Source organism: Brevibacterium picturae (genome assembly GCF_900105045.1).
Lineage (GTDB): Bacteria > Actinomycetota > Actinomycetes > Actinomycetales > Brevibacteriaceae > Brevibacterium > Brevibacterium picturae.
In genome coordinates, this window is the sequence record NZ_LT629739.1 from 1,923,433 (window position 1) to 1,949,276 (window position 25,844).

Genomic DNA, 25,844 nt, shown 5'->3' on the forward strand with positions numbered 1-25,844 from the left:
TGATCGAACTCTCCACGTCAGCCCCTTACCCGCGCTTCGGCCGCGACCATAGAATTCTTCTGTGCCGACCACCGACGCTCTTCTCGCCTTTCTCGCCGCCGCCCTCGTCATCATCGTGATCCCCGGACCGACGGTGCTCTTCGTCGTCGGCCAATCACTTTCACACGGCAGACGCTCGGGACTGACGAGCGTGCTCGGCGGCAGCGTCGGCATCATTCCGATCATCGTGGCCGTGGCGTTCGGAGTGGGTACCATCGTCGCCCAATCGGTCGTCATCTTCACGACCGTGAAAATCCTCGGCGCCGGCTACCTCGTCTACCTGGGCGTTCAGGGAATCCGACATCGCAGAAACGGCAATGAGGTGCCCGAGGTCCCGTCGGCCTCGCATGCCGACGACAGATCCGTATCACTCGAACCCGACGCCGCGGTTGATCCGAACTCCGCGGTTGATCCCGAGACCGCCGCAGCCTCGTTCGTCCCCGCCGGGCGTGAGCTCAGCTACCGCTCGATGTTCATGCAGGGCCTCATCGTCGGCATCTCGAACCCGAAGACGATCATCTTCTTCGTCGCGGCCCTGCCCCAGTTCGTCTCGATCGAGGCCGGGCATGTGCCGCTGCAGATGATCATCCTCGGTCTCCTCTTCCAGGCCCTCGCCCTGTTCTCCGACGGATCCTGGGCCTTCATCGCCGGCACGGCGCGAAGCTGGTTCGCCCGCTCGCCGAGGCGGATGTCGCGTATCCGCGGAATCGGCGGCGGCATGCTCATCGGCCTCGGCGGAACGCTGGCCTTCGCCAGTCAGTAGCGTCACGTCGCCCGCTGGCAGTGCCCACTATGACGACTGATTCGAAAATGCGGCGTCGAAGGAAACCTCCGGGCGCTTCCACAGCAATTCACGGATACGGACGACCGCCTCGGCGGCACCATGGAGCCGGTCCATACCGGCGTCCTCCCATTCGATCGAAATCGGGCCGGTGTACCCGATCGACCGCAGCGCTCGAAACGCATCTTCCCAGTGCATGTCACCGTGCCCTGTCGACACGAAGTCCCACCCACGCCGAGGATCACCCCAGGTCAGGTGTGAACCGAGGAATCCGCTCCGTCCGCTCGCAGGCCGGAGCCGTGTGTCTTTGCAGTCGACGTGGTAGATGCGATCGGCGAAATCGGTGATGAACCCGATCGTGTCCAGCCCCTGCCACAGCAGGTGGCTCGGATCCCAGTTGAGGCCGAATGCTTCCCGGTGATCGATGCACTCCAACGCCCGCACCGTCGTCCAGTAGTCGTAGGCGATCTCGGACGGATGAACCTCGTGAGCGAAGTGCACACCTTCACCGTCGAAGACATCGAGGATGGGATTCCACCGGTTGGCGAAGTCTTCATAGCCGGCATCGATGACGTCGGCGGGGACAGGTGGGAACATCGCCACGTACGGCCAGATCTTCGATCCGGTGAACCCGACGACCGTGTCCACGCCGAGCCTTCGGGCCACACGGGCCGCCCGCTCCATGTCCTCGGCGGCTCTCCGGCGCACGCCTTCGGCCTCGCCATCGCCCCACACATAGTCGCGCACGATCGCCTGATGACGGAAGTCGATCGGGTCGTCGCACACGGCCTGACCCGCCAGGTGGTTCGAGATCGCCCAGACCTTGAGACCGTGCCTGTCCAATATGTCGAGACGTGACTGCAGGTACGCCGGATCCTCATCGGCCCTGGCCAGATCCAGGTGATCGCCCGAACATGCGATCTCCAGTCCGTCATAGCCCCAGGACGCCGCCAGCCGGGCCACCTCCTCGAACGGCAGATCGGCCCATTGGCCGGTGAATAGGGTGACGGGGTGCGAAGTTTCGGTCATCGCTGCTCCTTTGCAGAGTGTTCGGCCTCATCAGAGTATTCGGCCTCTTCAGTGTGAACGCTGGGATCTGCCAGCTCGCCCTCGGCAAGTCGCCGACGCTGCAGTTCGGTGAGGGACTCGGCGCTGGTCCGCGCCAGTTCGTCCTGGGTCCTGGCCAGGGGTCGCCAGATGGATGCGGCCACGGCGATGGTGTCGTTGTCTGCGGTGAAGCTCTCCAGAGTCAGAGGTCCCGCATAGGAGATGTCGTCGAGTGCGTCGAAGAAGGAGTCCCAGTCGGTGTGGTCTCCGCCCACGGCTCCACGGTCGTTGCCGCACACCTGCACGACCCGGCAGTGCTCCCCAGCGGCCCGGATCGCGTCCGCCGGCGAGCGCTCCTCGATGTTCAGGTGATAGCTGTCCAGCGCCAGTCCGACGCCACAGCCCAGCAGGGGTTCGAGCGCGTCGAGGGCCTGATCGACCGTGTTGATGAGGCTGGTTTCGTAGCGGTTGAACGGCTCCACGGCGAGGCTCACTCCACGATCGGCGGCATAGTCGGCAACCGGTCGCAGCGCCTCCCGAAGAGTCTCGACAACCGCGGCACGCTCGCCCGCCTCCATCCTCCAGACCCGACCGGTCGCAGCCGTGAACGGTCCGGCCACGGTGGGTGAGCCCACCTGGAGAGCCACATCGACGCAGTGGCGCAGATAGTCCTGCGTATCGCCGCGGAACCTCGGATCGATGAGGTCACGACCGGGGCCCATCGCCCCGACGATCCGCGCGCCCATGCCCAACCCGGCGAGCACCTCGGCGGCGGTGCCCGGGTCCCAGTCGCCAGGAGTCTCCACGGGCAGTTCCAGCAGACCGAACCCGAAGCTGCGGGCCCGGTCTGCCAGTTCGCCGAGGCGCTGGGTCGTCAGCGGCGACGTCCACACCCAGGTGTTGACGCCGATCTCACGAGTGCTGACGTGATTCCCATGCGGGTGACTTCCGTTCTCTCGTGCGTCGATCATGGCCCCTCCCCGATCATCTTCCGTTCCGGATCAGGGGATCACCCTCTCCTGCCACACCTCCGGGAAGCCGGGCAGATCTTCGCCGCCGAACTTCGCGTAGTGGCCATCGGGCATTCCCTCATTGCGCTCGAGGTACTCATCGAGGTCCTCGGCCGTGATCGGGCTCTGCGGCAGGACCCATTCGCTCGGAACTTCCTCGCCCTGGAAGATCTTCTCAGCGGCCAGCAGCGGGGTCCGCCATTGGAAGTTCGTGTACACGGGAGCCAGCGCGGTCATCTCGGTCTCCTTCCACTTGCGCAGGAAGCTCAGCTCGTCCTCGCCGGTCATGACGGGATAGTCCTTTCCGGCGTCTTCGAAGGCTTCGATGGCGGACACGGCACCGTCGCCGGCATCCATCCAGATGCCCTGGACGTCGCCCTTGGCCAGCTCGTCCGAGACGACCTTCTTGATCTCGGCCGGGTCACCCTCGGCGAAGTAGTCGACGACCTCGATCCCGGCCTCCGAGAAGAGTTTGTCGGCGGCGGCCCAGCGCTGTTCGAGCACGTCGACGCCGGGCAGGATGCGCAGCGCCACGACCTTGTCGCCCTCCTTGAGATTGTCGATGAGGAACTGTGCGGTGTCGATGCCCCAGGCGAAGCCTCCGATGGGGTGGATGAATGTCACGGCGCAGTCCGTTTCGACTCCGCGGTCGAAGACGATCACGGGCTTGTCCGTCTTGCATGCCCGCTCGACCGCAGGCGTGATCGCAGCCGTCGAGTTGGGGGAGATGATGAATCCGTCGCAGTTGCCCTCGGCGATGAAGTAGTCGATGTCGGCGATCTGCGTGTCGTCGTTGTCCTGGGCGTCGCGGGTCTCCATCTCCGTGATGACGCCGTTCTTCTTCAGCTCCTTCAGCTGCTCGTTCATCGTGATCCACCCCGTCTGCCTCCAGGGGTTGGAGATCGAGGCGTTGGCGAAGCACATCTTCTTCCCGCCCTCGGACTTGAACTCCGAGGTGTCCTTCATCTCCGGGTTGATCATCTGCAGGTAGGGCTTGTCGTCCGGGCCCTCCGGTTCGACCTCACGCTGCTTGAACTGCTTGTCGTAGACCTCCTGGTCGAACCATTCCTCGGCCGGCGCCTCCTCCTGCGCACCGCCGTCTCCTTCCGCCGGCTCCACCGAAGGGTCGGTCGTGCACCCCGCCAATGCGATGAGAGCGCCAGCACTGGCAATGCCGATCGCACTCCTCAGTCCTCTTCTCATGATGTTGCCTCCCTTGTCATTCCCGTGCGGCTCCGTCGCCGCCGGTGAGTTGGATCGGCGAAGATTCCCCCGCCGAGGTTGTGCTTGGGTCCCGCGGCTCGTTCGCCGAGGTGGTATTCGCCGAGGCGGCAGGTCGCTTGCGCTTCTTTGCGAAGACCACCCCGGAGTATGCGACCGCAGCGATGATGATCGCTCCCTGGATCGCGTCGCGCATCGTCGCCGGCACCGAGGTGAAGTTGAGCAGAGTGAACAGCGACTCGAGTGTGAAGGCCCCGATCAGTGCGCCGACAACGGTTCCCCGCCCACCGCCGAGGACCACACCGCCCAGGACCACGGCAGTGATCGCTGTGAACTCGTAGCCCTGGCCGACCGAGGGGTGGACCCCGGCGTAACCGGCCAGAAGAACTCCCGCCACCGTTGCCGACAGCGACGACAGGACGAAGGCGAGCGTCTTCGTCCTCCATACGTTCGCTCCAGCGAAGGCCACCGCCTCGGCGTTGTCGCCGATGGCGACCAGTGTCCTGCCGAATGGCCTGCGTGAGATCCAGACCCCGAATACGATCACGGCGAGCAGGATGAGGACCGCGTAGGGCAGCAGATCGAGGATCGGGAGACCCTCGAACCCTCCCCGTCCGAGCTGTCGGAAGGACTCGGCCGGGTTGCCCGTCGCAGCCCCTCCCGTCCACCACATGACTGCGCCGTGGATGAGGAGCATCGTACCGAGGGTGACGATGAACGAGGGGACCCTGAGCAGAGTCGTGGCCAGCCCGTTGACGATGCCGACCACGATTCCGATGATCAGCATGATGATGAGCACCGGCACGGTCTTCGAATCGTCTTCGCCGATGAGATGGCCCGCGGTCATCACCTGCGCGGTGACCACTGCTCCCATCGACAGGTCGAACTCACCGCTGACGATGACGAAGTACTGACCGATGGCGACGATGGCAACGGGCGAGACTCGCTGGATGAAGCGCATGAGCGCTCCGGGCTCAGCAAAACCCGGATTGAGGACGACGATGGCGATGAGGATTGCGATGAGAAGAACGACGACGGCGCCGCGCGGATCTGCCGCACGCCCCAGCAGTCGACGAAGTCCCCCATCGCCGAGGTGGGTCTCAGGAGTTCTCGGATTCATCCTTGGCTCCGCTCATGGTCCGGCGCAGGGTTACGGTCGGGGGCGGGTCCTGCCGCGGTGGTGGAGTCGGTGGGTGAGCGGGTGAAGCGGACTCGGCGGGCGATGACTCGGCGGCGAGCGTAGAGCGCCAAGGCGATGATGATGACGAGGCCGCGGATGACGTCCTTGAGGAACGGGTTGAACTGCATGACGCTCATGAGGTTGTCGAGGACCGCGAATATCGCGACACCGCCGATGGTGCCCCAGATCGATCCGCGGCCGCCCATGAGCACCGTTCCGCCGAGGACGACCGCCGCGATCGACAGCAAGTCGTAGCTGCCCTGTGAACCGACCGTCGGACTGCCGACGCCCAAACGGCTCGCCAGCAGCAGGCCCGCCAGCCCGGCACAGACGGAACTGCCGATGTGCGCGCCGATGAGCGGCAGACGCTGCCGGACTCCGGAGAGCCGAGCGACCTCCGAGTTGCCGCCGACAGCGAACAGATGGTGCCCGAACCTGGTTCGGACCAGGATGAACGCCACGAGCCCGGCCAGGGCGAGCATGATGAACGTCGAGATCGGGACCGGACCGATGCCGGTGGCGCCGAAGAGCTGGAACGACCAGGGAACGCTGCCCTCGGTGCCCTGATAGGTCGTGTCCAGATAGCCTTTGAGCATCAGTCCGACGCCGAGGGTCGCAACGAATCCGTGAACTCCCAGGACGGTGACGATGAGCCCATTGGCCAGACCGATGCCGGCGGTGACCACCAGGGTCAGCAGCACCGCAGGGACCACCATCGCATCGTCACCGCTCATCGTCTGCGCCGCGACCAGACTGGCCAAGGACATGACATAGGGAACCGAGAGATCCAGGGACGCGCCGAGGATGACGAGAGTCTGTCCGATGGCCACGAACCCCAGGACGCTCATGCCGGTGAGAATGTCGCGGATGTTGCCGGGACTGAAGAAGTTGCGGCCGGTCGTGGCGATAAGGACGGCACCGATGATGAGCACTCCGATGAGCGCGAGATAGACGAGCGCGGTGGTGTCGAGCCGGCGCAGACGAGACTTCATCGCTCCCCCACCACCCGAGCATCGTCGCCGCTTTCCGTAGTCTCACTGAGCCGAGCATCGTCGCCGATCACCTGGTTCTCGGTTCCGGTGGCCAGGGCCAGGACCTCTTCCTCCGTGGAACTCGGCGGTAGTTCCCCGGCGAATCGGCCATCGGACATGACGAGGACCCGATCGGACATTCCCAGGACTTCGGGAAGCTCACTGGAGACGAGGACGATCGCGACACCTCGGCGGGCGAGGCTGCGGATCAGGCGGTAGACGGCGATCTTGGCACCGACGTCGATTCCTCTGGTCGGCTCGTCGAGCAGCACCACACGTGGGGATGTGGCCAGCCATTTGGCCAACACGACCTTCTGCTGGTTGCCTCCCGACAGTGCACGGACCTCCTGGTCCGCATTGCGACTGATGACTTCGAGGGATTCGAGGATTCCGGGAATCTTCGCGCGCATCCCGGAAGTGCGGGAGGGGAAGACCGAACGGATCGCCAGGAGTGCGTTGTCGATCACGGACTGCGAGAGCACCAGGCCGGTGCCCTTCCGGTCTTCTGTGACCAGGGCCAGACCGCGCCGGACGCCCTGTCGGGCGGTGGTGATCCTCACCGCCTCGCCGTCGAGGCGCACCGTACCGCGGGTGAAGGGCTCGGCGCCGAAGATGGCTGACAGGAGCTCCGAGCGACCGGAACCCTGCAGCCCGGCCAGTCCGAGGATCTCACCGGCGTGCAGATCGAAGGTGATGTCGTCAAGCTGCTCGTTTCCTGCTCCGGTCACCGAGAGCACGGTGGCACCGGTCTGGGTTCCCGCCTCGCGTTCGGGGAAGAATGTGCTGATGGGTCTGCCGACCATGGCGCGCACGAGTCCCGCCTGATCCATCTCCTCGCTCGGTCGGCTGGTGACGAGTGAACCGTCCTTCAGCACTGTGATCGTGTCGCAGAGGTCGAAGACCTCCTGCAGCCGGTGCGAGACGTAGATGATCGCCACACCCTTGGACTTGAGGGTCTCGACGATCCGGTAGAGCACAGCGACTTCCTTCTCGGACAGCGCGGCGGTGGGTTCGTCCATGGAGATCACGTGGGCATCGACCGACAGTGCCTTGATGATCTCGACGATCTGCTGTTCGGCCACGGTCAGCCAGCCGACCTTGGCATCGGGGGTGATTCCCTCCACGTCGAGGTCGTCGAGGAGGGCCTGCGTCCTGGTGCGCATCGTGGCCACATCGACGAAGCCGCGCTTCCGAGGTTCACGACCGAGGAAGACGTTCTGCGCAACGGTGCGATCGGGCAGCAGATTGAACTCCTGGAAGACGGTGGCCACACCCGCTTTCCCAGCATCGACAGGGTGGGAGAAGTCGACGATCTCCCCGTCGATGCGCAGCTGACCGCCGTCCCTGCGGTGGACACCGGCGATGATCTTCATCAGCGTGGATTTGCCGGCACCGTTCTCTCCGACGAGACCGTGGACTGTGCCGGCTCGCACCTCGATCGAGATGTCGTGCAGCACTTCGACTCCGAAGAACTGCTTGCGAATTCCTGTGGCGCTCAGCACCGGTGTGCTGGGAGTCGAATCACCGGTCATGGCGCTTCGACCTCGACCCAGGTGCGCTCGGCCGCCGATCTCAGCACTGCCTCTGTCACGAGTGCGGCGCGGACACCGTCGGCCAAAGTCGGCACACCTTCGCGTTTCTCACCGGCGAAGACTGCGTAGGAGTCGGCGACGAACGCGTTGAACGCGTCCTGATAGCCCTGCGGATGTCCTGCCGGAACCGTGCACAGTCGGGCGGCGTCGGGAGACAGAGTGTCGGGATCACGCATAAGCAGCTGGCTGCCGGCACGGCGGCCGACCCACAGCTGCTCCGGCTGCTCTTGGGCGAACCGCAGGCTCTCCTGCGCACCGGCGACCTCAATGACGAGACCATTCTTACGGCCCGGCGCCAGTTGGGACACGAGGACCGAACCGATAGCACCCCCGCTCATCTCAACCGTCATCGCGACTGTGTCCTCCGTCGTCACGGCAGCTCCGCCTCGGCGAGGGTGAACGGTTCTCGTCGTTGCGGTCAAGGACACGATGCGTTCGTCGGTGATGAATTCGATGAGGTCGACGAGGTGGGAGCCGATGTCTGCGAACGCACGGGAGGGTCCTCCTGATTCCGCGTCGACTCTCCAGTTGTCGTCCTCGGCACTCAGCAGCCAATCCTGCAGATAGCTGGCATCGATGGTCAGCAGCGCCCCTGCCTCGCCTCGCCGGATGCGGGCACGGGCCTCGCGGACCATCGGGTGATAGCGATAGACGAACGGTACGGTTCCGCTCAGTCCGAGTGCTTGCGCACGGTCGACGATGGAGCGCGCGGCGGTGGAATCGGTGGCCAAGGGCTTCTCGCAGATGATCTGGAATCCTGCGTCGAGTGCCCGCAGTGCGTGTTCGGCGTGGGAGGTGTTCGGGGTGCAGACATGGACGACATCGAGATCGTGATCGAAGAAATCGTCGCCGGCCGTGGAGGTTTCGTAGCCGAGCTCCGTCGCAGCTCTCCGGCTTCGGGCCGCTGTCGAGCTCGCGATCACATCGAGGTGAGCTCCGGCAGTGCGGGCGGCCCGAGTGTGCGTGCGGGCCATGAAGCCGCCTCCCAGCATCCCGATACGGGGTGGAGGGGCGAAAGCCTGGGCAACGGTGTCCATGAACCATTCTGATGTCGGGTTGCCTACTTTTGTCAAGACTTTTTTAAAAGTAGGTCCTCAATCGTCATCTTTTGGTGACAGTCTTTACGGATGTGCTTTACTGAAAGGATGAGCCAGGTGATCGCTTCGCAAGCACCCGACCTGTCGCATGCCGGCGGGCTCTTCCAGCTGCTGCGAGACGGGCAGCCGCGGACTCGGGCCGATCTTGCGAAGTCGACCGGCCTCTCCCGCCCCACCGTCGCCCAGAGGATCGACCAGCTGCTCGGCCTCGGGCTCATCACCCCCGTCAGTGACGCAGCCTCAACGGGCGGGCGGCCGAGCTCGCAATTCGCCTTCAACCCCCGGGCCAGGGTGGTCGTCGCCGCAGACTTCGGCGCCTCACACGCTCGGCTCGCCGTCACGGACCTGACCGGCACCGTCCTCGCGGAGCTCGGCGAGGAACGCGAGATCTCCGACGGCCCCGTCAGCGCCATCGAGTGGCTGACCGCTTCGGCGCTGCGCCTGCTCGAGACGGCCGATCGCAGTGCTGCGGACGTGGTCGGGGTGGGCATCGGGCTTCCCGGACCCGTGGAATTCTCGACCGGCCGCCCGATCAATCCGCCGATCATGCCCGGTTGGGATCGCTTCGATCTTCCCGGTGCCCTCAAGCAGACGTTCACCGCCCCGGTACTCGTCGACAACGACGTCAACATCATGGCCCTCGGCGAGCGCAACTTCGCCTGGCCGGACACCACGGATCTCCTCTTCGTCAAGGTCGCCACGGGCATCGGCGCCGGCATCATCTCCGGCGGCTCGCTGCGCCGCGGCTCGCACGGGGCGGCAGGAGACATCGGCCATGTCGCTCTGCCGCGCGCAGCCGATACTCCCTGCGCCTGCGGCAATCGCGGATGCCTCGAAGCGGTCGCCTCGGGACGTGCCATCGCCCGGTCCCTGGCAGGATCGGGTGTGGCGACAACGACTCCGGCCGACGTTGTGGCGCTCGTCAAGGCCGGCGACCTGCAGGCGATTCAGGCCGTCCGCCAGGCCGGCCGCGACCTCGGCGAGGTCCTCACCACCTGTGTGAGCCTGATGAATCCCTCACTCATCCTCATCGGCGGGACTATGGCGCAGGCGGCCGAACACCTCGTGGCTGGGGTCCGCGAGGTCGTCTACGCGCGCTCGATCCCGCTGTCGACCGAGCATCTGATGATCGCCCCATCGCGCGCAGCCGGAGATGCCGCCATTCTGGGTGCGGCGCACCTGGCCATCGACGCGGCCCTGTCTCCCGACCGGATCGCCGCCGCCCTCAGCCGGTAGGTCTCCCGCCCGCCCCGGCGCACTAGGCTTCACCGGCGCGGAGGCGAGCTCCGGCGCCACCTTGCAAGACGCCTTACCACAACTCCCCGACGCGGCGGGGCCTGATCCACGACCTGGACCTTTGTCCCCTTACCATAGGAAGTGCGCACCCCTCACAGAACAGCGCCCTTTCAACGAAGGAGTCCCCTCTTGCCACATAATCGAGCTTTCGCCCAAGTCGATGTCTTCTCCAGCGAGCCCTACCGCGGCAACCCTGTGGCCGTGATCCTCGACGCCGAGGGTCTCAGCGATGAGGAGATGGCTCGCATCGCGAATTGGACGAACCTGTCGGAGACCACCTTCGTCCTCCCGCCCAGCGACCCACAGGCTGACTACCGCCTGCGGATCTTCACTCCCGCCCGTGAGCTCCCCTTCGCCGGCCACCCCACCCTCGGCTCTGCGGCCGCCTGGCTGGAGGCCGGCGGCGTCCCCCGCAGCGAGGGGACCGTGGTCCAGGAGTGCGGTGCCGGACTCGTCCACCTTCGCCGAGGTGGCCAGACCCTGTCCTTCGCCGCTCCCGAGCCGTTTCGCACCGGTGACCTCGACGAGGGCTTCGTCGAGCAGATCGCGGCAGCTCTCCACGTGGACCGCGGTGAGATCCTCGGTCATCAATGGGTCGACAACGGACCCGGGTGGGCCGCTGTGAGACTGGCGAGCGCGCAGCAGGTCCTCGACCTCGTACCGGACTTCTCGCAGATTCCCGATACCAAGCTCGGCGTCCTGGGCCCCCACCCGAAGGACTCCGAACACGAGTATGAGATCCGCGCGTTCGTCCCCGGCGCCGGCGTCGCCGAGGATCCTGTGACGGGCAGTCTCAACGCTTCGGTCGCGCAGTGGCTCATCGGCTCTGGACTCGCACCGGCGAAGTACACCGTCACGCAGGGCACCGCGCTCGGGCGGGCCGGAGTCATCTCGATCTCCCATGAAGACGATGAGCTCTGGGTCGGCGGAACGACGACCGTGTGCTTCCGAGGGACGGCGTTCGCATGAGCCGAACAGACAAGAAGCCGGTCACCGGGATCAGGCACAACAAGCGCAACACAGCGAACAAGCCGCTGCGGATCTTCCACGGCCGGATGTACTTCGCCCTCCAGGCCCTCGCCGGTGCCGCCTGGTGGCTGGGCATCATCACACTCCCGGCGCTGCGCGACGCGACGCTCGGGAGCCTCGATCCGCTGCTCGTCTCCGCCATCGGCGTCCCGCTCTTCGTCCTCGGCTCTGCTCTGGCCGCACTCAATCTTCGCTGGGCTGTGTGGGCCGCCGCTGCCTGGACCACCCTCGTCGCGGTCGGCATGATCATCTATGCCACTGTCACCACCGAGGCGGGCCTGGGTGCCGTCCTCATGATTGGCGCCGCAGTGGGCAGCGTCATCGCCGGTACCCTGATGCTCCGCGGCAGAATTTCGTCCGGCCGCCTCCTCCTTGGACTGTTCTCCTATCGCAGCTCTCACACGCGTGTGAGGTCTCAGCTGCTGGTCAGAACCATGATCCAGCTTGTGGTCTTCTGGGGAGTGTTCCTCATCGTCCTGCCCACGATCATCAATGCGTTCCAGGAACGGTGGAACCTGACCGTGAAGTTCCCGATCCTCGTTGTCGTGGCCGGCTTCGCCCTTCTCGCCTTCGCAAGCGTCCTCGGCGTGTGGTCGGCACGGACGATCGCGAACTTCGGTTCCGGGACTCCGCTGCCTTCCGCGATGGCCAACCACCTGGTGATGCGGGGCCCCTACGCCTTCGTCCGCAACCCGATGGCCATCGCCAGCACCACCCAGGGCGTGGCAATCGGGCTCTTCATCAGCTCCTGGATGGTCATTGCCTACGCCATCGCCGGTGCACTGCTGTGGAACTGGCTGATTCGACCGCACGAGGAGGCCGATCTGCGGAAGCGCTTCGGCGCCGAGTTCGATGACTACGCTGCGCGGGTCTCCTGGTGGATTCCGAGCTTCTCCGCATTCGACGGTGACGACGACACCGGTGCCGATGACACCGATGCAGATGACACCAGCGACGATGACATCAGCCCAGATGAGACACATGCCGCCGAGACCGACGCCGCCAACAGCTCAGGCCAGGACTCAGCCGACCGCAAGCAGTAGTGCTCAGCTCGCGTCGTGGACAGTCACCGCATAGCCGTCGGGGTCGACGAAGGTGAAGGTCAGGCCGAAGGGGCTCGGCGCGGGGGCACGCAGTATCTCGACCCCTGCCTCGACGAGGCTGTTGTGCAGTGCCTGTGAGTCATCGCAGCCGAACCACAGCGCGACTCCGGTGCCCGGTCGTTCGACCGAGTCGAGATCGACGTCCGGCAACGGCTCACGGACGGCGAAGGGTATCGGTGAGGTGGCAAAGAGGACTGCACCGGGCGGTGCTGCCGGCACCTGCTTGAGCCCAATCCGCGTTTCGTAGAATTCAGCCGCCCGCTCGAGGTTTCGTACCTGCAGTGCGATGAAGTCCGGTCCTGTGACAGTCATGATCGTTCCATTCTCTTGCTTTCGATTTCCATGTCAGTGTCCTGACATGATCAATGTATGTCAGAATACTTACATGAGTCAAGAGGGTAATTCACCAGCGACACCAGACGCTTCAAGTCCACCAGGGGCGCTCGAAGCGCTGATCGGCTACCAACTCAAGCATCTGCAGTCGGCCCTGCGTTCACACATGGATGAGGCCCTGCGGCCAATCGGCCTGTCGACCCCGCAGTACGCCTGCCTCGAGCTGCTGCGGCGGGCACCGGGCGCATCGAACTCGGAACTGGCTCGCGGGGCCTTCGTGACTCGGCAGACGATGAACACGCTGCTGCGCGGACTGCAGGACCGGGGGCTGGTGACCAGACCGAGGAAGGCGTCGACCGGAAGGGCTCTGCCCACGACCTTGACTCCGGAGGGTGAGGACGCCCTCGATCAGGCGGTATCGCGGGTCGAGACGATCTCAGCGCTCATGGTCTCGACGCTCGATGACACACAGAAGAACAACCTCGGCGAGGCCTTGGATCTGTGTATCGCCGCCCTCGATCCGAAGGCCGGCTGAGCGCCGAGGCGGCGAACGGCTGCTACCGCACGACGCGGTCGACGGGCCCCCTCTCCTCGGGAGGCAGCAACAGCATCAGGATCAGCGCGAGGACGGCACCGATCCCGGCCCCGACCGTGTTGGTGATCAGGTCGCTGACAGTCGCGAACCTCGTCTGTGAGAGCACGGTGCCTTGGAACACCTCAATGGCGCCGCTGAAGGCCGCACCGATGACACCGCCGAGCCACCAGCGGCGACGCCCCAGATGCAGCGCGAGCAGAAATCCGAACGGGACGAACATGGCGACATTGGCCAGCCTCTCGACGCGCTCATAGGTCAGCCACTCAGTTGCGCGATGAGTGGCGAAGAATTCGAGCAGGCGCCCGATGGGGCCTTCGGGACTGGTGTCGAGCTGCTGTGGCGTGAGCGTGACGAACGCGATGAACAGCGTGTAGAAAATCAACAGCGCGAGGGGAGCATTGCCCATCCGCCGCTGCTGATCCGTCATTGTCAGAATAATACCGTCGCACCCTTGGTGCTCGGTCAGAGCCGGATGTCGACTCACAGGGGTCCCGCTCCCCGGACTCCAGGTCAATCGGCCCGTGATGCGAATCGGGTGCTGAGCGCCTCGATTCGCCGGTCACGATCCTGGAGGCGCATTCGCCCGGCACGCTCGAGCAGGACGATGCCGTGCAGGGCACCCCAGAACACCTCGGTGCCGATGGCGTCACCGATGACGTCGGCCAGAGCGTCGAAGGCCTCACGCAGCTGCGTCTCATTGCCCTCTTCGGCAAAGCGTGCGTCGATCGGCTGTCGGAACATCGCCTCATAGACCGCGGGGTGCTCATCGGCGAATTCGAGGTAGGAGTGCGCCACGGCCGCGATTGCTTGCTCCCCCACCTTGCCGGCGACAGCCGATCGGCACCGATCCCTGAGATCGACGAAGCCGTCGAGCGCGATAGTCAGCATGATCTCCGACTTGCCGCCGGGAAAATGGCCGTAGAGCACCGGCTGGGAATAACCGATGGCCTCGGCGAGATGACGGGTGGTCACCGACGCCCACCCGTCCTCGTCGGCGCGCTCGCGAGCGGCCGCGAGAATGCTCAGACGCCGCTCTTCAGCGCGCGTGAGTCGGTCCGCCTGCCGTTTCGCATCCGGCTGCCGCTTCGCCTGATCTGCCATAGTCCCCTCTTGTGCTTCGCCGTGACAAGGCATACTCTAGCACTGCTAGATATTCTAGCAACGCTAGGAGAGAGGATCTCCCATGACACCCGTTCTCGCCGTCATCACCACGACAGTCGTCGGCCTCATGGTCGGAGTCGAGTTCGCGGTCGCCTTCGTCATCAATCCGATCACGCACCGCCTGCCGGTCGCAGCCTCGCTGGCTGCACGAGCGGACGGCGGGAGAATGATGGGACGAGCGATGCCGTTCTGGTACATCGGCTCGCTCGTCCTCACCGTCGCCCTCACAGCGGTCTCGTGGGGGATGCCCACCGCCACCATGGCGCTCATCGCAGCAGGATTGCTGGCGATCAGCGTGATCATGTCGGTCCTGCTGTTGGTGCCCATCAACAATCGCTCACTGACGTGGACCGCAGAGGATCATCCCGAGGATTGGCGGGAACAGTATCAGCGCTGGGACAGGCTGCACTACGTCCGCGTGGTGGTCATCGTCGCCGCATTCACGCTCATCGCGGTCGCGGCCACAGTGCTCTGAGAGGCTCAGGCCACCTCGGCGCCGTCGAATGTGGCAGTGTCGATGACGGCACGGAAGTACACGTCACCGGCGACGACGCGGTCATAGGTGACATCCGCCTCGTCGATGCTCACGGTCTCGATCTTCGCTGCGATGTCGTGCTTCGCGCAGAAGTCGAGCATCTCCTGGGTCTCGGCGATGCCACCGATCATCGAACCAGCCAGCACCTTGGCGCCGCCGATCACGGAAGCGAAGGACAGCTGCTGCTTCTCCGGAGGCATACCGACGACGGTCATGACTCCGCGAGGCTTGAGCAGGCTCAGGTACTTGTCGACGGGAATGTCTGCGCTGATCGTGTTGAGGATCAGGTCGAACTCTCCGCGGTGCTCGCTGAAGAAGTCGTCCTCTGTCGTGGCGAGCATCTGCTGCGCGCCGAGCTCGAGCGCCGCCTTCTCCTTGTTCAGAGTGCGGGAGAGGACGGTGACATCGGCTCCCATGGCGACGGCGATCTGGACGCCCATGTGGCCGAGTCCGCCGAGTCCCAGAATGGCGACCTTCTTGGGTGCGCCGTCCTTGGACTCGCCTGCGCCCCAGCGGTTGAGCGGTGCGTAGGTGGTGATGCCGGCGCACAGCAGCGGGGCTGCGACGTCGAAGTCGAGAGCGTCAGGAATGCGGCAGACGAAGCGCTCGTTGACGACGACCTTCTCGGCGTAGCCGCCCTGTGTGATGGTGTCGTCGACGTCGGTGGAGTTGTAGGTCCCGACCTGGCCATTGAGACAGTTCTGCTCCTGCCCGGCCCGGCATTCCTCACACTCTCCACACGAGTTGACCATGCAGCCCACGCCCACGCGGTCGCCGACCTTCCAGTCGGTGATATCGGAGCCGACGGCCTCGACGACGCCGGCGATCTCGTGGCCGACAGTCAGGGGGAAGTGCGCCTCGCCCCATTCGTTGCGGATGGTGTGGATGTCGCTGTGGCAGATTCCGGCGGCCTTGATGTCGATGACCACGTCATCGGGCCGGGGGTCGCGGCGTTCGATGTTCGCGACGCGGAAGGGCTGGTCGGGGCCGGTCTTCTGCAGTGCCTTGACGGTGAAAGTCATGAAAACTCCTCTGTGCTGTGACGACTCCGTTGCGGAGGCCGCCGATACCTTACATGCAGCACTTCTTATCCGTCGCATATTCCGGGCCGGCACGTGATTTCTGCGACAACCCCCGCCCCCGGACCGCCCGCTATCCCTTCGCTGTTATCCCTTCGCCGCCCGCTCTGAGATCGTGAGGTCGAGCGGGAAGTCGACCGGTGCATCGCCGAACAGGAGCTTCCCCGCCGAGGCGGCCGCGTCCCTGATCGCGGCCGCCGCAGCCTCGGCGTGCTGGGCCGGCGCGTGCACGATGACCTCATCGTGGAGGAAGAACACCAGGTGAGCCCGCCGAGAGAATACCGGCCCCGATGCGGTGGCCATGTGCCCCGTGACCTCCCCCGCCGAGGTGGCTCCCGGGTTCCCCTCATCGACTCCCGGCAATCGAGCCAGCCGCAGTCTCAGGTCGGCCAACCAGGCCAGTGCCCATTCGGCGGCGGTCCCTTGGACGACGAAGTTGCGGGTGAATCGTCCCTGATCACCCGCGGCACGACGGGCCCGGTTCTCGTCTGCCGGCGTGGCGTCGAACTGGTTCGACGCGGACTGAAGTCGGCGCCACCCCTGGCTGGGCACCGGTGACGTCCGGCCCAGCCAGGTGGACACGAGACCTCCGGCGGCCCCCACCTCGGCGGCGGAATCGACGAGACCCATTGCGGCGGGGAAACTGGTGCGCAGGCGGGGCACGAGTCTCCCGCTGTCGCCGGTCGTGGATCCGTACATGGCCCCGAGCACGGCGATCTTCGCCTCCTGCCGGGTGGCGACGATGCCTTCGTCGACGAGACCCGAGTAGAGGTCACGGCCTCGTCCGGCTTCGGCCATGGCTCGGTCGCCGGACATGGCGGCGAGCGCGCGTGGTTCCAACTGGGCGACATCGGCCGAGATCAGCCGCCAGCCGGGGTCCGCCCGCAGGGCAGGTCGCAGTTGGCGCGGAATCTGGAGCGCACCTCCGCCGCTGGCCGCCCACCGTCCGGTGACGACTCCTCCGGGGACGTAGACGGGACGGTAGCGGCCCTCGCTGACCCATTCGTCGAGCCAATGCCAGCCGTTGGCCGCAAGCAGACGTGACTGCTTCTTGTACTCCAGCAGGGGCGCGATGGCCGGGTGATCGCTCTCGGCCAGCTCCCATTTCGAGGTCGAGGCGACGTTGATTCCGGCGCTGTGCAGGGAATGGAGGAGCTTGATGTGGGAGTCGAGATTGGCTCGCGGGTCATCGAGAGCGGCCCGGACCTGATCGGCCACGGCGAGCATCTTGGCAGGCTTCGCGTCCCCCATCGGCCGGGGCCCGAGCTCCTCGGCGAGGATGCGATCGTGTTCGTCGACGTCCCAGGGCACCCCGGCCGCCTGCATCTCTGCGGCGACGAGTCCACCGGCGGATTCCGCGGCGAGCAACAGTCGCAGTCGCCCCGGATCGGATGCGGACTCGAGTGCCGTCGACTGGCGTGCGAATTCGGCGAGCGCGGACTCGATGTCGTGCGGGACCTGCTTGATGTGGCTTCGTCGTTCGGTGACCTCGAAGAGAGCCTCCGCCTCGGGCGCGGCCGGTGCACTCACAGGATCCGCGTCCCACTGATCAGCCTCGGCGACGGCGCTGCGGTCGGCCACGAGCTCCGAGCGCATCAGGATCGCATGGGTCAGCCGCAGGTCAGAGCACCGCTCGATGCGCACACCGGCGGCCAGCAGGGCCGGGTACCAGTTCGGAGTGTCACTGAAGACCCACCTCGGGCGGCTCTGTGCTTCGCGCTCACGGACGAATGCGGGCAGCTCATCCACGTCGAGGTGGTGGCTGCCGATCCGTGTGCGGGCACCGTCGAGGTCGACGACGGCGATCTTGGACCCCATACCCCGCACTCCGCCGAGGTCAGCGTCGGGAGCTCGCCCGATCACGCACCACGCTGGCATGGCGGCGGGAGGGTTGGTCATACCCCAACAGTACTGCGAGGGGTGGACACGGCCGCTCTCCCCCGAGACCTCGACGCGAGACCCTAGCTCCGGCTCGCGTCGAGGGCGGCGTACACGATCGAGTCGGTGTCGATCCCGTGATAGCGATAGACGTCGTCGATGTCGCCGGACTGCCCGAAGCTGCTCACGCCGAGCGCAACATGGTCGACCTTGTTGATCGTGGCGAGGAACGACAGGGTGTGCGGGTGCCCATCGAGGACCGTGACCATCGGCACGGCGCGCTCGGCGGGGAACACCTGATCGAGGATCCACTCGGATCCCGGACCGGTTGCAGGGCCCGCAGCAACAGCTGCACTCCCGGACCGCCTGGATCCCTGTGAGGCCCGCAGAGCCCGGTAGAGCAGACCGGGGCTGGTCACACACACGACATCGGCGTCCACACCCATAGCGTCCAGCCGATCCGCGGCAGCCAGGACTTCCGTCATCATGGCACCCATTCCCACAAGCTGGACTCGGGGTCGCTTGGTCGCTCGCAGCCTGAATCCACCGGCGATGACCTGCTCCCGGCGACGCTGACGTGCGACCGAATCCGTGGGCACATCGGCCAAAGACTGGTCGACAGCCCGGGTCGACAGTCGGAGGTAGGCCGACTCGCCATCGGGCCTGCCCAAGCGGGTGAGAGAGTGGAGCAGGGTCCACTCCACGTCCTGCGCGAACGCAGGTTCGTAGGTCACGAGTCCCGGCACTTCCATGCCCGTCGAGGGAGTCGTGATCGACTGGTGCGCGCCTCCTTCGGGTGCCAGGGACACGCCGGAGGGAGTGCCCACGAGGATCGACTGCCCGCCGGCGTACATGCCGAACATCCACGGTTCGAGGGCACGATTGACGAAGGGGTCATACATCACGCCGATCGGGAAGAGCGGCTCTCCCCACCGACTCCATGTCGCGCCGAGTTCCCCGAGCAGTCCGACCAGGTTGGTCTCGGCGATGCCCAGTTCCATGTGCTGACCCTGGGCCGATTCGTTCCACTGCAGGATCGTCTCGGCGTCGTCGGCGAACCAGTTGCGGCCGGCCTCGGAGCTCCACACTCCGACCTTGTTGACCCACCCGCCGAGGTTGGTCGTCGATGACACATCGGGACTGACCGTCACCACCCGTCGGGCCGTCTCCGGTGACTGCCGGCTGAGATCCATGAGCACGCGTCCCAGCGCCGCCTGCGATGACGAGGTGCCCTTGTGCGCCCTCTCGAGGTCGCGCGGCAGCTCGGTTTCGGCAACCGGAGGGAACTCCGGACGTGCCAACCGCTTCGCACTCGCGTCGATGATCCGCCCGGCGGCAGAATCCTGGTCGAACCGTGTCCACGGTGCCTGCGTATCCTGATTGCTGCGCCGCGCCAGAGCCGCGTACTCCTCGTCACTGATCAGCGCCGAGTGGTTCTGCGGATGCCCCGAGCTCGGCAGCCCGAACCCCTTGATCGTGTATGCGATGACCGCGGTCGGCTTCGAATCGTCGATCCGCGCAAAGGCATCGAGCAGGGCCTCAATGTCATGCCCGCCGAGGTTCCTGATCGCATCCGTCAGCGTTGCGTCATCGAGACCGCCCACCAGATCCCGCAGGATCGCCGCGTCCTCCCCGTCGCCGGGCAGTCGCTCCCGTAGCTCAGCTGCGGAGCAGCGCAGCAGGCGCTGGTATTCGGGGTTCGACATCGTCAGTATCCGCTGTCTCAGCTCAGGCCCGCCAGGACCGGCGAAGAGGTTTTCGAGCAGGCGTCCGAACTTCACGGTGATCACCTGCCAACCGGCGGCGTCGAACATCGCTTCGATGCGACCGGCGGCGATGTCGGGAATCACCCGATCCAGCGACTGTCGGTTGAGGTCGACGATCCAGACGATCTCGCCGAGGTGTTTGACGTCGGGGTCGATGACAGCTTCCCATACGGCACCTTCATCGAGTTCCGCATCCCCGACCAGGGAGTACTGCCGCCCGAGGCCGATGGGCTTGAGGCTCGAGTCGACGTATCGTCGGGCGATCGAGCCCCAGATGGGTGCCGTGGCGCCGATGCCGACGGAACCGGTGGAGTAGTCGGCCGGCACCGGGTCCTTGGTGCGACTCGGGTAGCTCTGCAGACCACCGAAGGCCCTCAGGGAGGTCATGTCCGCTTCGTCGAGTTCACCGAAGAGGTAGTTGATGGCGTGCCAGACGGGGCTGGCATGCGGTTTGATGCTCACCCGGTCCTCTGCCCGCAGTTCGTGGAACCACAGAGCGGTCATGATGGAGGCGATCGAGGCACATGAGGCCTGGTGCCCGCCGACCTTGAGCCCGCTGCGGTTGGGACGGACGCGATTGGCATGGTGGATGATCGAGGTCGACAGCCACAGAATCCGATCGTGGATCTCATCGAGGGGCTCGAACGTCGAAGCTTGAGATGCCGCGGCCCCGAATGGTGAGGTGTCGCCTGCGAACGGTGCGGCGTCCAAGCCCTCATCCGCACTGGCGCCTGTGCCCGTGCTGACGTCTGATTCTGTATTGATGGTCACGGTTGTCCTCCCGAAGCGTGCGTTCGACGTGTGCGTATGGATCCATATCTGCGGCGGGTGCGCTGAGCCGGTGAGCTCAGTGCACCCGCCCCCGGTGAGCGGGATCGCCCAGTAGGTCTCCGACGGGATATGTCGAACCTGACGTCGCTCACGTTGATGATCGACGGTGAAGCCATTCCACCGTGGTTGACCGAAATGCTCAATAGTCAGTTTTGAGATTGAGCAGATTGCTCATTCTCGACGCTCCGACAGTAGACTGTGCTGAACGTTTCGAGCATGTAATGGGGGTCACAGACAATGAGCGAGAAGACACGCAGGATCGCCGATGCCCTCGATGCTCGCATCCTGCTCGAGCTCGTGCGGCAGCCGCGATCCACGATCGCCGGCCTTGCCCAACGACTGCAGGTAGCGAGGAACACCGCTCAGGCGCGACTCACACGTCTGGAGGACGAGGGCCTGCATTCGTTCGACCACCGAGTCGACACCGCAGGCCTCGGCTACCCCCTCAGGGCGCACGTCCTGGCGAACCTCAAGCAGCGCAAGCTCGACCAGGTGGGCGCCGAGCTCGCCCGGATCCCGGAGGTCCTCGAGGTCATCGGGGTCTCGGGCACAGCGGATACCATGATCCAGGTCGTCGCCCGGGACACCGATGACCTGTACCGCATCGCCGGGCGGATTCTGTCGATCCCCGGCGTCAAACGCACACGTACGCTGGTGTCGATGAAGCAGATGGTGGAATATCGGGTGACTCCGCTGCTGCGCCGCACCATTACGAAGCGCTGAGGCTCTCCCGCAGCCGGTGAACGTCGCACACCGACGGGGCAAATCTCACCCACTTCGACGAATTCCGGCAATAATTGTTCTCAGACGTGTCGAATCGACGTGCACTCGGTCGTCTCAATGATGAGCGACCGAAACGCGATCGCACCTGAGATGAACGGAGTTCCATCATGCGCTACTCACTGGTCTTCCACGCCCCCGAACCCCAAGAAGGCGGCCCCCATCCCTCGGCCGAGGTGATGGCCGAGATGCAGAAGCTGATGTCCGACTACGCCGACGCCCTCTATTCGGCAGGCGTCTTCATCGCCGCAGAGATGCTCGAACCGCAGCAGGCGACAACCACCGTCACCCGCCGAGGTGGCTCCGTCGTCATCGAGGACGGCCCCTTCGCCGCAACAAAGGAAGCCCTCGCCGGAGTCTTCGTCATCGACGTCGTGAGCAGAGACGCGGCTCTGGCCTGGGCGGAGAAGTTCCCCGGGACGAGCTACGGAGTCGTCGAGGTCCGAGCAGCGGCGGTCTCCTATATAGACGGCCACTGGGTGCAGCCCTGAATCAGGGGCCCCGATGACCGAACCGACCGACCCGATTGACGCGATTGACCCGATCGAGCAGGCGATGGTCGTCTCCCAAGACGGCTGGGGGCGGATCATCGCCCTCATAGCTGTCACCGACGGGGACTTGGCCGGCGCCGAGGATGCCCTGAGCTCGGCCCTCGAAAGCGCAGTTCGCGTGTGGCAGGAGCAGGGGGTGCCGGACAACCCCGAAGGGTGGCTCTACCGGGTTGCCCTCAATGCACGACGCGACGTGTGGAAATCGGCCGCAGCCCGCACCTCGGCAGCCTTGGACCCCGAAGTCCATGAGGCGACGGATGTATCACCGGAGCCGGATGCCCTGCCCGATCGTCGCCTCGAGCTGTTGGGCGCGTGCGCTCATCCGGACATCGACCCGGGCGTCAGGCCGCTGCTCATGCTCTCTGCGGTCATGGGCATGACCGGCAAGCAAATCGCCGCCGGCATGGCACTGCCTGCCGCGACGGTCGCTGCGCGGCTGACTCGGGCGAAGAAGCGCATCGCGTCCTTGGGCATCGGATTCGGCCTGCCGGACCCCTCTGAGCTCGAGGCTCGTCTTCCCAGCATCCATGAGGCGATCTACGGTGCCTTCGCCATCGACTGGGTGCATGCGGCGAGCGAACCACGCGATGGCACCATCGGCGAGACCCTCTATCTCTCACGCCTGCTGACCGAACTCTGCCCCTCCGATGGCGAGACGCATGGACTCGCCGCCCTCATCCACCTATCTGCCGCCAGGTTCCCGGCCCGCCGCAGCCGATCCGGGGTCTTCGTTCCCCTCGGCGAGCAGGATCCCGACGACTGGGACGCCACTCTCACCGCCCGCGGGGAGCACCATCTGCGCCGTGTGCACAGCAGCGGCGAAATCGGTCGCTACGGGTTGCAGGCGGCGATCCAGATCCTCCACATGTCCGGCGTCCGAAGCGGAAGCACCGATTGGCCGATGCTGCTGCGACTCCACGACGATCTGGAGGAGATCGCGCCCAGCCTCGGCGGGGCTGTCTCGAGGGCCGCGGTCATCGCAGAGATCGACGGCCCCGAGGCGGGTCTTGGCGAGCTCGACGGACTGAGCGGCTCCTTCACCGGACGCCTCGCGGCATTCCAGCCCGCTTGGGCACTGCGCGCGCACCTTCTCACCCGATCCAAGAGAACGCAGGAGGCCCACCTCGCCTATCGCCGCGCCATCGAGCTGACTACCGACCCTGCCGAGCGTGCCTACCTCGAGGCTCAGTCCCAACTCCTTGCTCCGCACTCTCACTGAGCACTGTTTCAATAGGTCAGCGACCACTGTATAGTCAGTATATGCTGACTATTGCTTCTCGCGTCGACGTGATGAACCGTCTGGGTCGCGCCATGGCCGATGCGACTCGCTCACGAATTCTGCTCTCCCTGCTGGAGTCTCCCGGATACCCGGCACAGCTCGCCCGTGACCTGGGTCTGACTCGCACGAACGTCTCGAACCATCTCACCTGTCTGCGCGGATGCGGGATCGTCGTCGCCGAAGCAGAAGGTCGCCAGACCAGGTACGAGATCTCCGATCCTCACATCAGCGCGGCACTGAGTTCCCTGCTCGATGTCACACTCGCCGTCGATGAGAATGCTCCCTGCCTCAACCCTTCCTGCACCGTGCCCGGATGCTGCGAGACCGCACCCGTCGATGCCAACGCCGGGACGACCACCGCATGAACGCTTCAGCGACAGCACCACCGCGCGTCCTGATCCTGCGTCGCCGTATCAGGATCGTCGTGGCGATCACCATCACTTGGAATGTCATCGAAGCCATCGTGGCCCTCATTGCAGGCGGGGCTGCCTCGTCGGCGGCCCTGATCGGCTTCGGCCTCGACTCAATCGTCGAGGTCCTCTCTGCAGCAGCCGTGGCCTGGCAGTTCGCTGCGCCCGATCCCGAGCGGAGAGAGAAATCAGCCCTGCGCGTGATCGCCGTGTCCTTCTTCGCCCTCGCGATCTACGTCAGCGTCGATGCGATCGCTTCCCTGGCCGGCCTGCGCGATCCGGAACATTCCACCGTCGGCATCGTCATCGCCGCCCTGAGTCTTCTCGTCATGCCCTTCCTCAGCTGGTTCGAACGTCGCACGGGTCGCGAACTCGGGTCCGCCTCGGCGGTCGCAGATTCCAAACAGACCCTGATCTGCACGTATCTCTCCGCCGCCCTGTTGGCAGGATTGCTGCTCAACAGCATCCTCGGGTGGGCATGGGCGGACTCCGTTGCCGCACTCGTCATCGCCGTCTTCGCCACCAGGGAGGGCATCGAAGCCTGGCGAGGCGACGCCTGCTGCGCCACTCCATTATCTGCCCTCACGGGTGAGCGCGAGATCGACGACTGCTGCGGCACCGATATCAGTGCGAGGGAAGATTCCCCGTGAGCCGCCCGTGGAAGTCACTGCTGGCGTCATTGAATCCGACGATCTCCACGTCGGATTCGTGTTCGCGGAACTTCTGCTCGATCCCGTCGAGCGCCGCGACCGTCGAGGCGTCCCAGACGTGGGACTTCGACATGTCGATGATGACTTTCTCCGGGTCATCTGCGTATTCGAACTGCGTCGTGAGGTCGTTCGATGACGCGAAGAACAACTCGCCGTCGACCGAATAATGCGCCGTCTTCCCGTCGGAGCTGAGCGTGCGGGAGACGGAGGTGAAGTGTGCGACGCGACGGACGAAGAGGATCGCCGCGACGAAGACACCGATGATGACTCCGATGGAGAGATTGTGGGTGATCAGCACCGGGATCACCGTAACGAGCATGACGATCGTCTCGCTCTTGGGCATCCGCTTGAGCGTCGAGGGCGCGATCGAGTGCCAGTCGAGGGTGAGGAAAGCGACCATGAACATGATCGCCACAAGCGCACCGATCGGGATCAGATTCATGATCGGCCCGAGGAACCAGACCATGATGAGCAGAAACACCCCTGCCATGAAGGTCGACACGCGGGTGCGGGCACCGGAGGCGCGCACGTTGATCATGGTCTGACCGATCATGGCGCATCCGCCCATACCGCCGAACAGCCCGGACAGGATGTTCGCACCGCCCTGGCCCATGGCCTCGCGTGTCTTGCTGGAGTGCGTGTCGGTGATCTCGTCGACGAGCTTCGCAGTCATCAGCGACTCCATCAGCCCGACCGCTGCCACACCGAGCGCGTAGGGAGCGATGATCTGCAGAGTCTCGACGGTGAGCGGCACATCCGGGAAGAAGGGCAGCGGAGGGGCACCGGGCAGTCCCTCCTCACCGCTGAGTGCCGCGACGTCCTTGACATCGAATCCGAACAGCCAGACCACCATAGTCATCACGATGACGACGACCAATGGAGCAGGAATGGCCTTGGTCAGCTTCGGGAACAGCCACAGAATCACCAGGCTGACCGCAATCATGGGATACATCATCCACGAGGCGCCCTTGAAATGCTCGAGCTGGGCAAGCGCGATGAGAATCGCCAGCGCGTTGACGAAGCCGACCATCACGCTGCGCGGGATGAAGCGCATCAGCTTTCCCACGCCCAAGGCGCCGAGGATCACCTGGAAGATGCCGCCCAGGATGACCGCCGCGATCAGGTAGTCGACGTTGTACTGCTCGGCGACCGGCTTGACGACGAGAGCGACGGCGGCGGTCGCACCGGTGATCATCGCGGGACGCCCGCCGAGGAAGGAGATGGAGATGGCCATCACGATGGCGGAGAACAGGCCGACCTCTGCGGGAACGCCGGCGGCGAGGGCGAAGGCGATGGCTTCGGGGATGAGAGCGAGACCCACGACGATTCCGGCGAGGGTCTCCTTCGTGAACAGCTTCGGGTAACGCAGCGCGTCCATGACGGTCGGTCGTGGACGGTAGCGGTCCTTTTCGCGCATTTGCACGGACATGCGACCTCCAGGCGGAGTGAGAGAATGCTGATTGACGGTGGCACGAGCGCGCCGAGGCGGACGAGAAGCACGTCCTCCGAC

General features: G+C 65.2%; 25 protein-coding genes. 11 read left to right on the forward strand and 14 right to left on the reverse strand.

Translation table 11 applies throughout. The features are described 5' to 3' along the window. Nucleotides 1-61 precede the first annotated feature (61 nt). Nucleotides 62-802, forward strand: coding sequence for a LysE family translocator (locus BLT92_RS09015; protein ID WP_092105001.1), 741 nt, complete (start codon nt 62-64; stop codon nt 800-802). Between the two features lie 27 nt (nt 803-829). Here the strand turns inward: BLT92_RS09015 and BLT92_RS09020 are convergent, their stop codons facing one another. From BLT92_RS09020 to BLT92_RS09050, 7 genes are read right to left on the reverse strand one after another with little or no spacing between them, the layout of a single operon-like run. Next, nucleotides 830-1,849 carry a sugar phosphate isomerase/epimerase family protein gene (locus BLT92_RS09020; RefSeq protein ID WP_092105003.1) on the reverse strand — a complete coding sequence of 340 codons (1,020 nt, stop codon included), beginning with the start codon at nt 1,847-1,849 and terminating at the stop codon, nt 830-832. Then, nucleotides 1,846-2,838, reverse strand: a complete 993-nt coding sequence (locus tag BLT92_RS09025) for a sugar phosphate isomerase/epimerase family protein (RefSeq protein ID WP_092105005.1) — start codon at nt 2,836-2,838, stop codon at nt 1,846-1,848. The genes BLT92_RS09020 and BLT92_RS09025 overlap by 4 nt, the downstream gene beginning before the upstream one ends. A gap of 30 nt (nt 2,839-2,868) precedes the next feature. After that, complete coding sequence (locus tag BLT92_RS09030) at nt 2,869-4,080, reverse strand: substrate-binding domain-containing protein (protein WP_092105007.1); 1,212 nt, start codon at nt 4,078-4,080, stop codon at nt 2,869-2,871. Between the two features lie 16 nt (nt 4,081-4,096). Then, a complete protein-coding gene (locus BLT92_RS09035) occupies nt 4,097-5,218 on the reverse strand; it encodes an ABC transporter permease (protein ID WP_092105009.1) in 1,122 nt (373 codons plus the stop codon). Further along, nucleotides 5,215-6,270 carry an ABC transporter permease gene (locus tag BLT92_RS09040; RefSeq protein WP_092105011.1) on the reverse strand — a complete coding sequence of 352 codons (1,056 nt, stop codon included), beginning with the start codon at nt 6,268-6,270 and terminating at the stop codon, nt 5,215-5,217. The genes BLT92_RS09035 and BLT92_RS09040 overlap by 4 nt, the downstream gene beginning before the upstream one ends. After that, nucleotides 6,267-7,841 (reverse strand): sugar ABC transporter ATP-binding protein, encoded by a 1,575-nt coding sequence (locus BLT92_RS09045; protein WP_092105013.1) that lies wholly within the window; start codon nt 7,839-7,841, stop codon nt 6,267-6,269. The genes BLT92_RS09040 and BLT92_RS09045 overlap by 4 nt, the downstream gene beginning before the upstream one ends. Continuing rightward, nucleotides 7,838-8,938: a Gfo/Idh/MocA family protein gene (locus tag BLT92_RS09050; RefSeq protein ID WP_092105015.1), complete on the reverse strand. Its 1,101-nt coding sequence runs from the start codon at nt 8,936-8,938 to the stop codon at nt 7,838-7,840. The genes BLT92_RS09045 and BLT92_RS09050 overlap by 4 nt, the downstream gene beginning before the upstream one ends. 108 nt (nt 8,939-9,046) lie before the next feature. On the opposite strand from BLT92_RS09050, the gene BLT92_RS09055 reads away from it, so the two are divergent. The 3 genes from BLT92_RS09055 (at nt 9,047) to BLT92_RS09065 (ending at nt 12,366) form a co-directional block, all read left to right on the forward strand. Beyond that, on the forward strand, nt 9,047-10,234 hold the full coding sequence (locus BLT92_RS09055; protein WP_092105017.1) for an ROK family transcriptional regulator: 1,188 nt from the start codon (nt 9,047-9,049) through the stop codon (nt 10,232-10,234). 189 nt (nt 10,235-10,423) lie between these two features. Next, nucleotides 10,424-11,263, forward strand: coding sequence for a PhzF family phenazine biosynthesis protein (locus BLT92_RS09060; RefSeq protein WP_092105018.1), 840 nt, complete (start codon nt 10,424-10,426; stop codon nt 11,261-11,263). Further along, nucleotides 11,260-12,366: a methyltransferase family protein gene (locus tag BLT92_RS09065; protein ID WP_092105020.1), complete on the forward strand. Its 1,107-nt coding sequence runs from the start codon at nt 11,260-11,262 to the stop codon at nt 12,364-12,366. Before BLT92_RS09060 ends, BLT92_RS09065 begins: the two co-directional genes overlap by 4 nt. Before the next feature lie 3 nt (nt 12,367-12,369). On the opposite strand, the gene BLT92_RS09070 is transcribed toward BLT92_RS09065, so the two are convergent. Further along, entirely contained in the window at nt 12,370-12,738 is a 369-nt protein-coding gene (locus BLT92_RS09070) for a VOC family protein (protein WP_069599141.1), read from the reverse strand. Nucleotides 12,739-12,811: 73 nt separating this feature from the next. Here BLT92_RS09070 and BLT92_RS09075 point away from each other — a divergent pair, with 73 nt between their 5' ends. Beyond that, complete coding sequence (locus BLT92_RS09075; protein ID WP_083248593.1) at nt 12,812-13,294, forward strand: MarR family winged helix-turn-helix transcriptional regulator; 483 nt, start codon at nt 12,812-12,814, stop codon at nt 13,292-13,294. Between the two features lie 22 nt (nt 13,295-13,316). Here the strand turns inward: BLT92_RS09075 and BLT92_RS09080 are convergent, their stop codons facing one another. Together BLT92_RS09080 and BLT92_RS09085 are read right to left on the reverse strand one after the other, a co-directional pair. Further along, complete coding sequence (locus BLT92_RS09080; protein WP_226829547.1) at nt 13,317-13,781, reverse strand: VanZ family protein; 465 nt, start codon at nt 13,779-13,781, stop codon at nt 13,317-13,319. Between the two features lie 83 nt (nt 13,782-13,864). Continuing rightward, nucleotides 13,865-14,455 (reverse strand): TetR/AcrR family transcriptional regulator, encoded by a 591-nt coding sequence (locus BLT92_RS09085; RefSeq protein WP_069599140.1) that lies wholly within the window; start codon nt 14,453-14,455, stop codon nt 13,865-13,867. Nucleotides 14,456-14,537: 82 nt separating this feature from the next. On the opposite strand from BLT92_RS09085, the gene BLT92_RS09090 reads away from it, so the two are divergent. Next, the gene (locus tag BLT92_RS09090) at nt 14,538-14,990 is read left to right on the forward strand and encodes an anthrone oxygenase family protein (RefSeq protein ID WP_092105024.1); all 453 of its coding nucleotides are present in this window, start codon (nt 14,538-14,540) and stop codon (nt 14,988-14,990) included. Nucleotides 14,991-14,995: 5 nt separating this feature from the next. Here the strand turns inward: BLT92_RS09090 and BLT92_RS09095 are convergent, their stop codons facing one another. The 3 genes from BLT92_RS09095 to BLT92_RS09105 all read right to left on the reverse strand — a co-directional run bounded on the left by BLT92_RS09095 (nt 14,996) and on the right by BLT92_RS09105 (nt 20,484). Next, nucleotides 14,996-16,072, reverse strand: a complete 1,077-nt coding sequence (locus tag BLT92_RS09095) for an NAD(P)-dependent alcohol dehydrogenase (RefSeq protein ID WP_092105026.1) — start codon at nt 16,070-16,072, stop codon at nt 14,996-14,998. 144 nt (nt 16,073-16,216) lie between these two features. Continuing rightward, nucleotides 16,217-18,028: a bifunctional 3'-5' exonuclease/DNA polymerase gene (locus BLT92_RS09100; protein WP_092105028.1), complete on the reverse strand. Its 1,812-nt coding sequence runs from the start codon at nt 18,026-18,028 to the stop codon at nt 16,217-16,219. A gap of 62 nt (nt 18,029-18,090) precedes the next feature. Continuing rightward, the gene (locus BLT92_RS09105) at nt 18,091-20,484 is read right to left on the reverse strand and encodes a transketolase-like TK C-terminal-containing protein (RefSeq protein ID WP_092109039.1); all 2,394 of its coding nucleotides are present in this window, start codon (nt 20,482-20,484) and stop codon (nt 18,091-18,093) included. Nucleotides 20,485-20,841: 357 nt separating this feature from the next. Here BLT92_RS09105 and BLT92_RS09110 point away from each other — a divergent pair, with 357 nt between their 5' ends. The 5 genes from BLT92_RS09110 to BLT92_RS09130 all read left to right on the forward strand — a co-directional run bounded on the left by BLT92_RS09110 (nt 20,842) and on the right by BLT92_RS09130 (nt 24,274). After that, nucleotides 20,842-21,327, forward strand: coding sequence for an Lrp/AsnC family transcriptional regulator (locus tag BLT92_RS09110; RefSeq protein WP_092105029.1), 486 nt, complete (start codon nt 20,842-20,844; stop codon nt 21,325-21,327). A gap of 167 nt (nt 21,328-21,494) precedes the next feature. Next, complete coding sequence (locus BLT92_RS09115; RefSeq protein WP_092105031.1) at nt 21,495-21,875, forward strand: YciI family protein; 381 nt, start codon at nt 21,495-21,497, stop codon at nt 21,873-21,875. 13 nt (nt 21,876-21,888) lie between these two features. Continuing rightward, nucleotides 21,889-23,154, forward strand: coding sequence for an RNA polymerase sigma factor (locus BLT92_RS09120; protein ID WP_197679692.1), 1,266 nt, complete (start codon nt 21,889-21,891; stop codon nt 23,152-23,154). 41 nt (nt 23,155-23,195) lie between these two features. Further along, the gene (cmtR, locus tag BLT92_RS09125) at nt 23,196-23,579 is read left to right on the forward strand and encodes a Cd(II)/Pb(II)-sensing metalloregulatory transcriptional regulator CmtR (RefSeq protein ID WP_092105033.1); all 384 of its coding nucleotides are present in this window, start codon (nt 23,196-23,198) and stop codon (nt 23,577-23,579) included. After that, on the forward strand, nt 23,576-24,274 hold the full coding sequence (locus BLT92_RS09130; protein ID WP_092105035.1) for a cation efflux transmembrane domain-containing protein: 699 nt from the start codon (nt 23,576-23,578) through the stop codon (nt 24,272-24,274). The genes cmtR and BLT92_RS09130 overlap by 4 nt, the downstream gene beginning before the upstream one ends. Here BLT92_RS09130 and BLT92_RS09135 read toward each other — a convergent pair. Next, nucleotides 24,249-25,763, reverse strand: a complete 1,515-nt coding sequence (locus BLT92_RS09135; RefSeq protein ID WP_092105037.1) for a SulP family inorganic anion transporter — start codon at nt 25,761-25,763, stop codon at nt 24,249-24,251. The two genes, BLT92_RS09130 and BLT92_RS09135, sit on opposite strands and share 26 nt — an antisense overlap. Nucleotides 25,764-25,844: the final 81 nt, after the last annotated feature.

Coding starts and splice junctions, on each gene's coding strand:
- BLT92_RS09120 (WP_197679692.1), top strand. CDS start 21,889: ATGACCGAACCGACCGACCCGATTGACGCGATTGACCCGATCGAGCAG.
- BLT92_RS09050 (WP_092105015.1), bottom strand. CDS start 8,938: ATGGACACCGTTGCCCAGGCTTTCGCCCCTCCACCCCGTATCGGGATG.
- BLT92_RS09135 (WP_092105037.1), bottom strand. CDS start 25,763: ATGTCCGTGCAAATGCGCGAAAAGGACCGCTACCGTCCACGACCGACC.
- BLT92_RS09065 (WP_092105020.1), top strand. CDS start 11,260: ATGAGCCGAACAGACAAGAAGCCGGTCACCGGGATCAGGCACAACAAG.
- BLT92_RS09090 (WP_092105024.1), top strand. CDS start 14,538: ATGACACCCGTTCTCGCCGTCATCACCACGACAGTCGTCGGCCTCATG.
- BLT92_RS09115 (WP_092105031.1), top strand. CDS start 21,495: ATGCGCTACTCACTGGTCTTCCACGCCCCCGAACCCCAAGAAGGCGGC.
- BLT92_RS09100 (WP_092105028.1), bottom strand. CDS start 18,028: ATGACCAACCCTCCCGCCGCCATGCCAGCGTGGTGCGTGATCGGGCGA.
- BLT92_RS09045 (WP_092105013.1), bottom strand. CDS start 7,841: ATGACCGGTGATTCGACTCCCAGCACACCGGTGCTGAGCGCCACAGGA.
- BLT92_RS09080 (WP_226829547.1), bottom strand. CDS start 13,781: ATGACGGATCAGCAGCGGCGGATGGGCAATGCTCCCCTCGCGCTGTTG.
- BLT92_RS09040 (WP_092105011.1), bottom strand. CDS start 6,270: ATGAAGTCTCGTCTGCGCCGGCTCGACACCACCGCGCTCGTCTATCTC.
- BLT92_RS09030 (WP_092105007.1), bottom strand. CDS start 4,080: ATGAGAAGAGGACTGAGGAGTGCGATCGGCATTGCCAGTGCTGGCGCT.
- BLT92_RS09095 (WP_092105026.1), bottom strand. CDS start 16,072: ATGACTTTCACCGTCAAGGCACTGCAGAAGACCGGCCCCGACCAGCCC.
- BLT92_RS09110 (WP_092105029.1), top strand. CDS start 20,842: ATGAGCGAGAAGACACGCAGGATCGCCGATGCCCTCGATGCTCGCATC.
- BLT92_RS09035 (WP_092105009.1), bottom strand. CDS start 5,218: ATGAATCCGAGAACTCCTGAGACCCACCTCGGCGATGGGGGACTTCGT.
- BLT92_RS09055 (WP_092105017.1), top strand. CDS start 9,047: ATGAGCCAGGTGATCGCTTCGCAAGCACCCGACCTGTCGCATGCCGGC.
- BLT92_RS09070 (WP_069599141.1), bottom strand. CDS start 12,738: ATGACTGTCACAGGACCGGACTTCATCGCACTGCAGGTACGAAACCTC.
- BLT92_RS09020 (WP_092105003.1), bottom strand. CDS start 1,849: ATGACCGAAACTTCGCACCCCGTCACCCTATTCACCGGCCAATGGGCC.
- cmtR (WP_092105033.1), top strand. CDS start 23,196: ATGCTGACTATTGCTTCTCGCGTCGACGTGATGAACCGTCTGGGTCGC.
- BLT92_RS09085 (WP_069599140.1), bottom strand. CDS start 14,455: ATGGCAGATCAGGCGAAGCGGCAGCCGGATGCGAAACGGCAGGCGGAC.
- BLT92_RS09075 (WP_083248593.1), top strand. CDS start 12,812: ATGAGTCAAGAGGGTAATTCACCAGCGACACCAGACGCTTCAAGTCCA.
- BLT92_RS09130 (WP_092105035.1), top strand. CDS start 23,576: ATGAACGCTTCAGCGACAGCACCACCGCGCGTCCTGATCCTGCGTCGC.
- BLT92_RS09025 (WP_092105005.1), bottom strand. CDS start 2,838: ATGATCGACGCACGAGAGAACGGAAGTCACCCGCATGGGAATCACGTC.